Origin of the sequence: Lentzea californiensis (assembly GCF_024648825.1) — a bacterium.
Classification (GTDB): Bacteria; Actinomycetota; Actinomycetes; order Mycobacteriales; family Pseudonocardiaceae; genus Lentzea; species Lentzea californiensis.
Map to the genome: position 1 here is coordinate 1 of NZ_JANBBE010000018.1, position 13123 is coordinate 13123.

A 13123-nucleotide genomic window follows, 5' to 3' on the forward strand; every position below is an offset into this window, starting at 1 on the left:
ACTACGGCAAGGCCTTCGAACGCGACCTGGCCGAGGCAGGGATCGAGTTGCTGCGACCGGCTCGCAAGGGCGAGCCCGAGCGGCCTGGCGCACGGTTGTTCAAGCCACTGCGCCAGACCATCGAGTCGATCAACCAGACCTTCAAAGGACAGCTCGACCTGGAGCAGCACGGCGGACGCACTCCAGCCGGAGTCATAGTCCGTGTCCTGCAACGGGTTCTGGCGCTGACCACCGCGATCTGGCACAACGACAAGACCGGGCAGCCAGTCATGCGGTCATTGACCGCCTACGACCACTGACCCCTTGGAATCAGTCATCTAGAGGCACCGGACCACCTCTGACACGGGTGACACCCCGGCGAAGAGCATGCCGGGTGTCACCCGTGTCATCGAGCTTCGCCAGCACGTCGGCCGGTCTGGCGTGCTCTCCCTGCGTCTACACGTACTTCTTGAGTTCCCTCTTGGCCAGCGACATGCGGTGGACCTCGTCGGGGCCGTCGGCCAGGCGCAGGGTGCGGGTGGCGGCCCACAGTTCCGCGAGCGGGAAGTCCTGGCTGACGCCGGCGCCGCCGTGGGCCTGGATGGCCTTGTCGAGGACCCATTCGGTCATCGACGGGGTGCCGATCTTGATGGCCTGGATCTCGGTGTGGGCGCCCTTGTTGCCGACGGTGTCCATCAGCCACGCGGTCTTGAGCACGAGCAGGCGGGCCTGTTCGATGCGGACGCGGGACTCGGCGATCCACTCGTGCACGACGCCCTGGGCGGCGATGGGCTTGCCGAACGCGACACGCGACGAGGCGCGGCGGCACATCAGTTCGAGGGCGCGTTCGGCCATGCCGATCAGGCGCATGCAGTGGTGGATGCGGCCGGGGCCCAGGCGGGCCTGGGCGATGGCGAAGCCCTCGCCCTCACCGGCGATGAGGTGGGAGGCGGGGACGCGGACGTCGGTGAACTCGATCTCGGCGTGGCCGCCGTGGGCGTGGTCGCCGTAGCCGAAGACGTGCATCGCGCGCTTGACGGTGACGCCGGGGGTGTCGCGCGGGACGAGGATCATGGCCTGCTGGCGGTGGCGTTCGGCGTCGGGGTCGGTCTTGCCCATGACGATGAAGATGGCGCAGTTGGGGTTCATCGCGCCGGAGGACCACCACTTGCGGCCGTTGATGACGTAGTCGTCGCCGTCGCGTTCGATGCGGGTGGCGATGTTGGTGGCGTCGGAGGAGGCGACCTCGGGTTCGGTCATGCAGAACGCGGAGCGGATCTCGCCGTCGAGCAGGGGCTGCAGCCACTGCTTCTTCTGCTCGTCGGTGCCGAACATGGTGAGCACTTCCATGTTCCCGGTGTCGGGGGCGGCGCAGTTGAGGGCCTCGGGGGCGAGGTGCGGGCTGCGGCCGGTGATCTCGGCCAGCGGCGCGTACTGCAGGTTCGTCAGGCCCGCGCCGTGTTCGGCATCCGGGAGGAAGAGGTTCCACAGGCCCTGGCGGCGTGCCTCGGCCTTGAGCTCTTCGAGGATCGGCTGGCGTTCCCACGGGTCGGAGGCGTCGTGCAGCTGCTGTTCGAGGACCGCTTCGGCCGGGTAGACGTGGGAGTCCATGAACGCGAGGAGCTTGGTGCGCAGTTCCTCGGTCTTGGCGTCGTAGGCGAAGTCCATTAGAGCTCCTTGTGGGCGGCGGCGAGTCCCTGCCGCACGAGGGGAACGGTGAACGCGCCGAGCTTTTCGAAGCCGGCGCCGACGGTCTTGCCACTGGCGAAGCGGAAGTGGATGCCTTCGACGATGACGGCGAGCTTGAAGTAGCCGAAGGCGATGTACCAGCCCAGGCCGGAGGTGTCGGTGCCGGTGCGGGCGGTGTAGCGGGCGACGAGCTCGTCGGCGCTGAGGAACCCGGGCAGGGACGGGACGCTGCCGGTGATGGGGTCGTTGTCGACGCCCAGGCCGGCCCAGTAGACGTAGAGCAGGCCGAGGTCGGCCAGCGGGTCGCCCAGGGTGGCCATCTCCCAGTCCAGGACGGCGCTGATGGCGAGCGGGTCCTGGGTGACCAGGGCGTTGTCGAGGCGGTAGTCGCCGTGGATGATCGCGGCGCGCGGGGAGTCCGGGACGGTGGCGGCGAGCGTGTCGCGCAGTTCGTCGATGCCGGGCAGCTCACGGCTGCGGGAGGCGTCGAGCTGTTTGCCCCACCGCTTGACCTGCCGTGCCATGAACCCCTCCGGGCGGCCGAAGTCCTGCAGGCCGACGGAGGCGGGGTCCACGGAGTGCAGGTCGGCGAGCACGTCGACGAGGCGTTCGGACAGGGTGCGGGCGTCCTCAGGGGTGAGCCACGGGCACTGGCCGCGTTCGCGCAGGGCGGCGCCGGGCATCTCCTGCATGAGGTAGAAGGGCGCGCCGATGACGGAGGTGTCCTCGACGAGCTGGTGGGCGGCGGGCACGGGCACGGTGGTGTCGGCGAGCGCGGAGATGACGCGGAACTCGCGGGCCATGTCGTGGGCGGTGGCCAGGACGTGGCCCAGGGGCGGGCGGCGCAGCACCCAGGTCCGGGTGCCGTCGCTGACGCGGTAGGTGAGGTTGGAGCGGCCTCCGCGGAACAGCTCGCCGGTGAGCGGGCCCGTGCCCAGGTGTGCGGCCAGTGCCTGCAGGTCGAGGCCGGGAAGGTCGGTCACAGGTTCACTCCGAGGGTGGCGAGGTGGGCGCGGGTGCTCTCCGCACTGGTGTGGCGGAAGGCGTGCATGCCGACGGACTGGGCGGCTTCGACGTTGACGGGTGCGTCGTCGAAGAACACCGAGCGCGCGGCGGGGACGCCGACCTGCTCGAGGGTGTGCAGGTAGATGCGCTCGTCGGGTTTGCGCAAGCCCACCCGGCCGCTGATCACGACGGTGTCGAACAGCTCGAGCAGCAGGTCCTTCGGGTAGCCCTCGCCCCAGCTGTTGGACAGCAGCGCGGTGTGCAGGCCGGCGGCGCGGGCCTTGCGGACGAGCTCGACCATCGCCGGGTCCGGGGTGGCGCCGCCGAACATGCGCCCCAGCAGCCCGTTCTCGTCGATGCCCGCGCCGCTGGTGGTGATCAGCTCGGCGGCGAGCAGCCGTTCGAACTCCGGCACGGTCAGCTCGCCGGTCTCCAAGCGGAACACGGGGTTGTCCGGGAGCGCGTCGCGGCCCAGCCAGTCGCGCATGATGCGGCCGTAGACCTCGCGGTCGATGGTCTCGGCGTGCAGCCAGGCGCCGACGAACTCGGGCACGGAGACGGTCAGGACGCCGCCCCAGTCGAAGATCAGCGCGTCGACGAGGGGCTGCGGCCCGGGAAGCGTTGTGTCACCCACGACACGGAGGGTACCGACCGGTCGGTATGTGGGCAACCGGTGACGCCCTGTCCCTCCTTCAACGTATCCGGGAACTGGTCTTTGCGGGGGTGTCCGGGCACTTCGGACCTCGATACGTTCGAGTTCGAAGGGGGAAACTCATGCCGAAGATCGCAACGGTGGCACTGGCCGCCGCGATGACGCTCGCCGTCATCACAACGCCCTCGGCCGCGGCCGGGGGCGACGCCCAGGTGGTGCGCACGGACAAAGGCGCCGTGCGCGGAACGGTGACCGAGCAGGTGCGGACGTTCGGGAACATCCCGTTCGCCGCCGCCCCGGTCGGTGAGAACCGGTGGCGCGACCCGCGGCCGGTGACGCCGTGGCAGGGCGTGCGGGACGCCACGGCACCCGCGCCGATGTGCGCGCAGGCAGCGGGGCTGGGCGCCCCGCCGTCGCTCACCGAGGACTGCCTCTACCTCAACGTCACCACCCCGGCCGGCCGCGCGCACCGGTCGCGGCCGGTGATGGTGTGGATCCACGGCGGGTCGTTCACCAGCGGTGGCGCGTCCATGTACGACGCGCGGTGGCTGGCGTCGCGCAACGACGCCGTGGTCGTCACGGTCAACTACCGGCTGGGCGTGTTCGGGTTCTTCGGCCATCCCGGCCTGCCCGGTTCGGGCACGTTCGGGCTCGCCGACCAGCAGGCGGCGCTGCAGTGGGTGCGGCGCAACGCGCGGGCGTTCGGCGGCGACGCCCGCAACGTCACGGTGTTCGGCGAGTCTGCGGGCGGGTTGAGCATCTGCGCCCAGCTCGCCTCACCGCGGGCGGCGGGGTTGTTCGCCAAGGCGATCATCCAGTCCGGGCCGTGCGGGGTCGACTCGCCCTCCTCCACCCGGCCGGGCACGTTCGAGCACTTGTGGAAGCCGCGTGCCGAGGTGGAACGGCTCGGGGTGGGCACCGCCGGCTGCGCCGACCTCGCGTGCCTGCGGGCCCAGCCGGTGGAGAAGCTGCTGCCGGTGCACGACACGTTCTCCTCCCCCGCCTACGGCACGGCACTGCTGCCCGTGGACCCGGTCGTCGCGCAGCGCACCGGCCGCATGCACCGGGTGCCGGCGATGGTGGGCACGACGCACGACGAGATGACGTTGTTCGCACCGCTGGCCTTCCCGCAGCCCATCCCCGAGCAGGCCTACGGCACGACGCTGACCTCCCTGTTCGCCGCGAACGCGGAGAAGGTCGCGGCCCGGTACCCGGTCAACGGCAACGGCGACGCCCGCGACGAGATCGCCCGGCTGCTCACCGACAAGTCGTGGTCGTGCACCGCCCAGGTCACCCGCAGGGAACTGGACAGGCACACGCACGTGTCCGGGTACGAGTTCGCCGACCGCGACGTACCGATGTTCCTGCCCGGCATGCCGCCGTTCCCCGGCGGCTACGGCGCGTTCCACGCCTCGGAGCTGCCGCTGCTGTTCGACTTCGGCGTACCGCTGACAGCCGCCCAGCGGGAGCTGTCGGACTACATGGTCACGGCGTGGGGGCGTTTCGCCCGCACCGGTGATCCGGGATGGCACGCCGAGGTGCAGTCGCTGGCCGCCGGGAAGATCGGCCCCGCCGATTTCGCCCGTGACCACCAGTGCGGGTTCTGGTCGTCCATCCTGTAGCGCATGCCCGGCTACCGCGACCTCGCCCGCGACCGCGAGTTCCGCGCCCTGGTGGTGGCGCACGTGGTGTCGGTGGCCGGAGACCAGTTCGCCAGGGTCGCGCTGACGGTGCACGTCTACGACCGCACCGCCAGCGCGAGCCTCACCGCCCTGACCTACGCGCTGACGTTCCTGCCCGACCTGATCGGCGGGCCCCTGCTCTCCGGGCTCGCCGACCGGTTCGCCCGCAAAGAGGTCATGGTCGCCGCCGACCTCGTGCGCACGGCACTGCTGCTGCTCATGGCCATACCCGGACTGCCGCTGTGGGTACTCGCCGCCCTGCTGGTGCTCGTCCAGCTCGCGGGCGCACCCCACGGCGCGGCACGCGCGGCGCTGCTGCCGCAGATCCTGCCCGACCAGCGCTACCCGATGGGCCAGGCCGTGCTCGGCACCCTCACCCAGGCCGCCCAGGTCGCCGGGTTCGTCGGAGGCGGCGCACTGGTCACGCTGCTCGGACCGGCACTGGTCCTCGTCGCCGACGCCACGACCTTCCTGCTCGCGGCCCTGCTCACCGGGGTGTTCCTGCTCGACCGACCCGCACCGAAAAGCCCGCACACGCGGGCCTGGCCCGCGGACCTCGTCGGCGGGGCACGACTGGTGTGGGGCGACCGGCGGCTGCGCGCGCTCGTCGCACTCGCCTGCGTCTCCGGCTTCTACATCACCGGCGAAGCACTCGCCGCGCCCTACTCGGCACAGATCGGCGCCGGACCCACCGGGGTCGGAGCGATCTTCGGCGCCTACGCCGCCGGCGCGACGGCCGGCATGCTGCTCGTCGCACGGCTCGACGAACGCCGCCAGCTGCGGCTCATGCCGTGGCTCGCGATCGCCGCCTGCGCGGTGCTCATCCCGGCCGCGCTGCGGCCGGGCCTGCTCGTCAGTGTCGGGTTGTTCGCGCTGTCCGGAGCGGCCAGTGCCTACCACCTGGTCGCGAACACGAGTTTCGTGCGCTCGGTTCCGGACTCCTCGCGCGGGCAGGCGTTCGGTCTCGCCGTCACGGCACTGCGGGTGTCCCAAGGCCTAGGGGTGGCCTTGGCGGGCGTGGCGGCGGAACGGATCGCGGTGCACCTGGTCATCGCCGCCGCCGGAGCACTGGGTGTGCTCGCGGCAGGCGGTGCGGCGGTCGTCTGGTGGGTCAGCGGGTCTCGCTCGAACGCCAGTCGTTAGGGCGCTGCCAGTCGTTGGGACGCTGCCAGTCGTTCGGGCGGACGGGACGCGGGGAGCCGGAACGAACGATCATGACGATCTCCTTCGAACAAAAGGGGTGCGGAAAATCGTGAGTACTACTCAGGGTGAGGTCCCCCACATGGAGCCACGACTTTGAGTTACCCGGTAGCTACAGTTGTTTCTTCCTGACGGTGGTGTGGGGGTGGCAGCGTGCCTTGGCTCGACCCGCGCCGATGGAGGTTATGGTCGCTTCCTCCGGTGGTGCTGGCCTACGTCGTGACGGTGGTCGTTCTGGCGTCCCTCGTCACGCTCGCCACCGCATGGCGTACCCCGGCCGAGGCCTTGACCTGGACCCCGTTCCTGCTGCTCGCCGGCGGTGCCGTGCTGCACCTGGAAGCGGCCCAGGGAATCGAGCGGATCCGCGAGATCTCCCGCGAGGGCTCGCCGCACGCCCACATGCAGTCCGTGTGGCTGTTCGCGGGCGTGCTCGTACTACCGACGCCGCTGCTGGTCGCGCTGATCTGCATCAGCTACCTGCACGCGTGGCTTCGGGTCTACAAACGGCGGGCGGTCCTGTTCCGCAAGGTGTTCTCCGCGGCCACTGTCGTACTCGCATGCGCCGCGGCGCAACTCGTTCTCCGATTCTTCTCGAACCGGCCCCTTGACGTTGACGGTCCACTCGGGCTGCTCGCGCTCACCAGCGCCGGCCTCGTCTACTGGCTCGTCAACTACGCCCTCGTCGTCGGCGCCATCATCATGACCAACCGCGACCAGCCCGCCCGCGCCGCCCTGGGCAACGCCTCCGACCAGCTGATCATCCTCGCCTCCATCGGACTGGGCTCCGTGCTCGCGATCATGATGACCAGCCGCCCCTGGCTCACCCCGCTGCTGCTGCTCACCGTCCTGGCCCTGCACATGGGCCTGCTGCTGCCCCAGTTCCGCGTCGCCGCCCGCACCGACTCCAAGACCGGCCTCGTCGACGCCACCTTCTGGCACGACGTCGCCGGCCGCGAGATCGAACGCGCCCGCCGCCTGCAGTCCACAGTGGGCGTGCTGATCCTCGACCTCGACCACTTCAAACAGATCAACGACACCTACGGCCACCTCGCCGGCGACAGAGTCCTGCGCGCCGTCGCCGACGCCCTCAAACACTCCGTGCGCTCCTACGACCTCGTCGGCAGGTTCGGCGGCGAGGAGTTCGCGGTCCTGCTGCCCGGCGTGAGCACCGAAGAAGTCCGCGCCACCGCAGAACGCATCCGCTTCGAGATCGCGAGCCTGCACATCGTCGCGCTCGACCGCCTCGGCGAAAGCCAGGTCGTCGCCGGACTCACCGCCTCCGTGGGCGCCGCCGTGTTCCCCGACAGCGCCACCGACCTGTCCCCGCTGCTCCTCGCCGCGGACGAAGCCCTCTACCAGGCCAAGAACAACGGCCGCGACCGCGTCGCCACCGCAGCCTCCGCCCGCTGACCCCCCGTCACGCCCCCAGGAACGCCGCGACCTGCGCCGACACCCGCAGCGGGTCCTCCACCCACGGGTAGTGCCCCACACCCTCGTGCACGTACACCGTCACGTCCGAGAACAGCTCCGCCAGCTGCACACACCGCCGCACCGGCGAGATCGGGTCCTCAGAACACGCGTACACCAGCACCGGATTACCGAAGTCCGCCAGCGCCCGCCGCAACACCCCCGGCACGAACGCCCCCTCGGCGTTGTAACCCAGCGCCACCTCGTACTTCCACTGACCCAGCTCCGCGTCCGCGTGCTGCTGCGCCCGCTCATCCCACCGCGCGTACAGCAACGGCGACGCCGCCACCCGGTTCTGCACCGAATCGTCCCCCGCCGCGTTGCGCGCCAGCGCCGCCGTCGCCCCCTCGAACCACGGCCGATCCGCCCGCGCCGCCAGGAACACGTCCCAGTCGCTCTGCTCCGGCGACAACCCCACACTGCGCAACGCCGGCGTCAGCAACACCAGCTTCCCCACCCGGCCGGGGAAGTCCGCGGCATACCCCATCGCGATCCCCGCACCGGCGGAATGCCCCAGCACGTCCACCACGTCCAGCCCCAGATGCCGGCGCAACATCTCCACGTCCCGCACCAGCATGTCCCGCCGGTACGTGAACGGATCCACCGGCTCGTCCGAGGACCCCGTCCCCCGGTTGTCCAGCACGACCAGCCGCCGCGACGCGTCCAGACCGCCCAGCGTCTCCAAGTACTCCGAAGCCCTCCCGGGACCACCCGCGAGAACCACCAGCGCAGCCCCCTCACCCATCTCCCGATAAGCGAGTTCCGTGCCGTCGAACGAGGTGAAGCGTGCCATGCTGCACATCATGCCGAAGATCGCCACGGCCGACCTCGTCGACCGGCCGCAGCTGCTCGAGTTCCTCACCACCCGACACCACGGCGTCCTCATCACCCACCGCTCCACCACCGACGGCGTGCAGGTCTCCCCCGTCGCCTGCGGCGTCGACACCCAAGGCCGCATCGTCATCGCGACCTACCCCCAGCGCGCCAAAGTCCGCAACGCCCGCCGCAACCCCCACGTCACCCTGTGCGTGCTCTCCGACGACTGGAACGACGCCTACGTCCAGATCGACGGCACCGCCGAAGTCCTCGACCTCCCCGAGGCACTCGACGACTTCGTCGAGTACTACCGCTGCATCGCAGGCGAACACCCCGACTGGGACGAGTACCGCGCCGCCATGCTCCGCCAGGGCAAATCACTCATCCGCGTCACCATCGACAGCTGGGGCCCCATCGCCACCGGCGGCTTCCCACCCGAACTGGACGCATGACCCGCTAGCCGGACCACGTCCCGCCCCAGCCCGCCGGCGCCTCCAGCAACACACACGAGCCGCCGCGCGGGCCCTCGACCGACGCGACCAACCCCGTCGGCACGGACATGGGCTCCACCAGCACACGACCGTCCAACCCGGACACCCGCGCACACGCCGCCACCACGTCGTCCACAGCGAAATACGGCTGCCAGCCCCGCGCACGCGACGTCGCCAAACGCCCCGCCACCGCACGCGGCTCCCCATGCCGCGCGGACGTGAACAGAACGAAGTCCTCCACCGCGGGCTTGACCTCCCAGCCGAGCTCACCGGTCCAGAACCCGTCCTCCGGCGCCTCGACCATCAACTCGACCCAGCACGGCTCACCATGCCTCGGCGGCGGCGCCCACGGACCATGCAACACCCGGCCGCCGTCCACAGAGGAGTCCTCCGTCAACCCACGCGGCCCGTCACCACCGAAGAACACGTGCCAACCACGGTCCCCCGCAACGACCTGAGCCGCCAGCCGATCACCCACCCAGCCCGAGAACGACCCACCCGGCTCCGCGATCACCGTCCACCCCAGCACACCGGCGAAGAAATCCACCGACGACTCAGGCTCGGCAACACTCAACTCGAGACGACGAAGACCACAAGACGACACAGGCATCCCATCAGGCGGAAATCAGGAGCGCGCCCCATCCTCTGCTCCGACCACCTGAGACGACAATGCGCCATTCGGCGGCATGCGCTCCGCACTCACCACATCACGCAACGGCACCGGCCTGCCCAGGTGGAAACCCTGCCCCACCCGCACCCCGAGCTTGCGCAAAGCGTCCACCTGAGACGGACGCTCCACCCACTCCGCCACCGACGACAACCCCAAACCGTTCGCGATCTGCACGATCCCCGACACCAGCACCGCGTCCGCCGCGTTGGTCTCGATGCCCTTCACGAACTCACCATCGATCTTGATCCCCGTGATCGGCAAGTGCTTCAGGTGCACGAACGACCCGAACCCCGAACCGAAGTCGTCCAACGTGATCCGGCACCCGAAACTACGCAGCTGCGTCGCCAGCGTCACCGCCGCGTCCAAGTTCGTCACCGCCGCCGTCTCCGTGATCTCCAACCCCAACCGGCCAGGAGCAACCCCCGCCGAACCGAGCTTGTCCAGCACGAAATCCCCGAAATCAGGATCCTCCAGCGTCCGGCCCGACACGTTCACGTTGAACCGCAACAACGGATCCGGCTGCGCCACCAACGCGTCGATCGCCGTCGTCAGCACCCACCGGTCCACCTCCAGGATCAAGTTCGACCGCTCCGCCACCGGCAAGAAGTCCGCCGGACCCAGATACGGCTCCTGCCCGTCCTCCAGCCGCAACAACAACTCGTGCCCGAGCACCCGCCCCGTCGCCAGCTCCACCATCGGCATGCCGTACAACGCCAGACCGCCACCCGCCAGCGCCGACCGCAACCGGTCCAGCACACTGACCCGCTTCACCGTGTCCGCGTAGTGGTTCGGCTCGTACACCGTCACCCGGTCCCGGCCCGCCGCCTTCGACGCGTACAACGCCAAATCAGCGTTCGCCAGCACCAGCTCCCACGAGTCACCCGGCCCGAACTCCGCCAGCCCCGTGCTCACCGTGATCCGCGCCGGCGTACCAATCCCCGCCAGAGGAAAACCCGCCACCGCGTCCCGCAACCCGTCGGCCACCTCCGACGCGTCCTTCGGCGACGCCCCCGGCAACACCACCGCGAACTCATCACCACCCAGACGAGCGATCAACCTGTCACCCAAACGGGACTGCAACGCACTCGCCAGCATCCGCATCACCCGGTCACCCACCGCATGACCACGCAGATCGTTGACGTCCTTGAAGTTGTCCAGGTCCAGCACCAGCAACGCACCCGAACCGTTGTTCGCCAGCTCCTGCTCCAGCGCACGCGTCAACGCCCTGCGGTTCGGCAGACCCGTCAACGGATCCTGCTCCGCCATCCGCACCAGCTCGTCATGCACCCGCGACGACTGCGTCACGTCATGCGCCGTACCCAACGCCCGCAACGGAGTGCCGTCGTCCCCCACGACGACCTCACCGAAGCACTCGAACACCCGCTCCTTGCCGTCCGGCCGCAACATCCGATGCGTGTACGTGAACACCGAACCCGTCTTCAACGCCGTGTCCAGCGTCTCCTCGATCATCGGCAGGTCGTCCGGGTGCACCAGCCGCGAGTACATCTCGAAGTCGAACGCCGTCCCCGCCGCGAACCCGAACATCTCCAGCAACGTGTCCGACCACGTCACCCGGTCCTCACGGATCGACCACTCCCACGTACCCATCCGCCCCAGCGCCTGAGCCCGGCGCAACGCGTCCGCCTCCTGCGTCACCGTCAACTCACGATCACGCCACGCCGACACGTCCACGACCTCGTACATCAGGTCGTCACCCAGCTTCGAGCACCGCACCTCGAGCCACTTCGGACCCGGCACCAGCACTTCCCGCACCGGAGCGGGCACCTCCGGCACCCCCGGGAGCAGCGCGGGCAACGACCGCCCGTACGCCTGCTCGACCGGAACTCCCAGCACAACACCCAACGCGCGGTTGCACCACAACAGGTTCCCGCGCGAATCCGTCACGGCATAGCCGACACCCGCTCGGTCCAGCACCGTGCGGCAGTAGGAGGTCACGCGCGTCATGATCGTCCGATCACCGGACGTAAGCAACCCGCTACGCCGGTCAGTTCGCTGATGTGCGAACGGCTATCTCAGCCGCTCCAGACCTTTCGCCGACTCCACCAGCTCCGCGGCCAGCTTCCTCAGCTCCTCGTTCTCGGCCCCGTCCTGCGCCGCCGTGACCACATCCTCCGCGGCACACCGCAGCTGGAACAACCTGTCCTGCAGATCCGCCAGCTCGGCGGTGCTCAGCACCACCGCGTCCTCCGGCAGACCACCACGCTGCAACGCCGCCCTGCGCTCGTACGCGCGCTGACGACACGGCTGTGCGCAGTACCTCCGCGGCCGGCCGATCCGCCCGCTCCCGGGCAACCGCCTCCCGCACCACGCACAGTGCCTGGGCTCATCCGCCTCCATGGAGCGCTCCATGGCGCGCGACGGTAGCGAATGGTGGTGGGTGGTCTCCAGCGACGCGCCAGAAAGCCAGACCTTCGTAGGGAACCGGACAGTACCCGCACGGCCGTTCGTGTCGCTTTCGGGTGGGGTTTGATCAACTTCCGTTGTTTTCGCCTGTTCCTTTGCAGATTTGGTCGGTGGTCGTCCGAGGGATGCTGAGACTGATGGGCTTGACTTCAGGCAACACTGAAGTAATAGAGATCAACAAGAAAGTGTGTCGCCACCCACCGTCCACCCCAGAGCCACCACCGGAAGGCACACTCCAGCACGTGACACATCCCTACCTCACAGGCCCGCGCCCCCGCGCCTTCGCCCACCGCGGCTGGCACGTCGACGACCTCACCGGCATGGAGAACTCGCTGAGCTCCTTCCGCCGGGCCGTGCAGGAGGGCTACCGCTACATCGAGACCGACGTCCACGCCACCAGCGACGGCCACGTCGTCGTCCACCACGACCAGACCCTCGACCGCACCACCGACGCCCAAGGCGTCGTCTCCGCACTCCCCTGGGCCGAGGTCCAGCACGCCCGCGTCGGCGGCCGCGAACCCATCGCCCGCCTCGCCGACGTCCTCGAGGAACTCCCCGACACGTTCTTCAACATCGACGTCAAGTCCGAGCACGCCGTCGAACCCATCATCACCCTGCTGCGCAAGGCCGGGTCGCTGCACCGCGTCTGCCTCGCCAGCTTCTCCGACAACCGCCTCGCCCGCCTGCGCAAGCTCGCCGGCCCCGGCCTGCTCACCTCCATGGGCCCCCGCTCCGCCGGCGCGCTCTGGGCCGCAGGACGCGTCCCCCTCGCCGGACTCGCCGTCCGCGGCCAGGTCGCCCAGGTCCCCGTCAGCCAGGGCCGCCTGCAGATCGTCGACCGCCGCTTCGTCCAGGCGGCCCACCGCAGATCCCTCGAAGTGCACGTCTGGACCATCGACGACGAAGCCGACATGCGCGCCCTGCTCGACCTCGGCGTCGACGGCCTCGTCACCGACCGGCCCGACGTCCTGCGCGAAGTTCTCCAGTCGCGCAACAGCTGGTAACAGCTTGGACAGTCGATCATTGGACGTGTCGGCGGACAAGTACA

At 69.6% G+C, this 13123-nt stretch carries 12 protein-coding genes and 1 pseudogene; 6 read left to right on the forward strand and 7 right to left on the reverse strand.

The window, feature by feature from the left end; translation table 11 throughout:
- Positions 1–299 (forward strand): annotated as a pseudogene (locus tag LX88_RS39745) (IS982 family transposase); the annotation flags it as partial.
- Positions 300–435: 136 nt separating this feature from the next.
- Here the strand turns inward: LX88_RS39745 and LX88_RS39750 are convergent.
- The 3 genes from LX88_RS39750 to LX88_RS39760 are packed head-to-tail and all read right to left on the reverse strand — an operon-like array spanning position 436 to position 3307.
- A complete protein-coding gene (locus tag LX88_RS39750) occupies positions 436–1647 on the reverse strand; it encodes an acyl-CoA dehydrogenase family protein (RefSeq protein WP_258952915.1) in 1212 nt (403 codons plus the stop codon).
- Entirely contained in the window at positions 1647–2651 is a 1005-nt protein-coding gene (locus LX88_RS39755) for a phosphotransferase family protein (RefSeq protein ID WP_258952916.1), read from the reverse strand. The genes LX88_RS39750 and LX88_RS39755 overlap by 1 nt, the downstream gene beginning before the upstream one ends.
- On the reverse strand, positions 2648–3307 hold the full coding sequence (locus tag LX88_RS39760) for an HAD family hydrolase (RefSeq protein ID WP_258952917.1): 660 nt from the start codon (positions 3305–3307) through the stop codon (positions 2648–2650). Before LX88_RS39760 ends, LX88_RS39755 begins: the two co-directional genes overlap by 4 nt.
- A 140-nt stretch (positions 3308–3447) precedes the next feature.
- Between LX88_RS39760 and LX88_RS39765 the strand changes: the two genes are divergently transcribed.
- The 3 genes from LX88_RS39765 to LX88_RS39775 all read left to right on the forward strand — a co-directional run bounded on the left by LX88_RS39765 (position 3448) and on the right by LX88_RS39775 (position 7617).
- Positions 3448–4947 (forward strand): carboxylesterase/lipase family protein, encoded by a 1500-nt coding sequence (locus LX88_RS39765; protein WP_258952918.1) that lies wholly within the window; start codon positions 3448–3450, stop codon positions 4945–4947.
- A gap of 3 nt (positions 4948–4950) precedes the next feature.
- Positions 4951–6150 carry an MFS transporter gene (locus LX88_RS39770; protein WP_258952919.1) on the forward strand — a complete coding sequence of 400 codons (1200 nt, stop codon included), beginning with the start codon at positions 4951–4953 and terminating at the stop codon, positions 6148–6150.
- A 258-nt stretch (positions 6151–6408) separates the two neighbouring features.
- Positions 6409–7617 (forward strand): GGDEF domain-containing protein, encoded by a 1209-nt coding sequence (locus tag LX88_RS39775; protein WP_258952920.1) that lies wholly within the window; start codon positions 6409–6411, stop codon positions 7615–7617.
- A gap of 7 nt (positions 7618–7624) precedes the next feature.
- On the opposite strand, the gene LX88_RS39780 is transcribed toward LX88_RS39775, so the two are convergent.
- Positions 7625–8467 (reverse strand): alpha/beta fold hydrolase, encoded by an 843-nt coding sequence (locus LX88_RS39780; RefSeq protein ID WP_258952921.1) that lies wholly within the window; start codon positions 8465–8467, stop codon positions 7625–7627.
- Positions 8468–8477: 10 nt separating this feature from the next.
- On the opposite strand from LX88_RS39780, the gene LX88_RS39785 reads away from it, so the two are divergent.
- Positions 8478–8942 (forward strand): PPOX class F420-dependent oxidoreductase, encoded by a 465-nt coding sequence (locus LX88_RS39785; RefSeq protein ID WP_258953038.1) that lies wholly within the window; start codon positions 8478–8480, stop codon positions 8940–8942.
- 4 nt (positions 8943–8946) lie between these two features.
- Here LX88_RS39785 and LX88_RS39790 read toward each other — a convergent pair whose 3' ends face one another.
- From LX88_RS39790 to LX88_RS39800, 3 genes are all read right to left on the reverse strand, one after another.
- Positions 8947–9591: a VOC family protein gene (locus tag LX88_RS39790; protein WP_258952922.1), complete on the reverse strand. Its 645-nt coding sequence runs from the start codon at positions 9589–9591 to the stop codon at positions 8947–8949.
- Between the two features lie 15 nt (positions 9592–9606).
- Entirely contained in the window at positions 9607–11607 is a 2001-nt protein-coding gene (locus tag LX88_RS39795; RefSeq protein WP_258952923.1) for a putative bifunctional diguanylate cyclase/phosphodiesterase, read from the reverse strand.
- A 72-nt stretch (positions 11608–11679) separates the two neighbouring features.
- Positions 11680–12021: a hypothetical protein gene (locus tag LX88_RS39800; protein WP_030475304.1), complete on the reverse strand. Its 342-nt coding sequence runs from the start codon at positions 12019–12021 to the stop codon at positions 11680–11682.
- Between the two features lie 296 nt (positions 12022–12317).
- Here LX88_RS39800 and LX88_RS39805 point away from each other — a divergent pair, with 296 nt between their 5' ends.
- On the forward strand, positions 12318–13079 hold the full coding sequence (locus tag LX88_RS39805) for a glycerophosphodiester phosphodiesterase family protein (protein WP_258952924.1): 762 nt from the start codon (positions 12318–12320) through the stop codon (positions 13077–13079).
- Positions 13080–13123 lie beyond the last annotated feature (44 nt).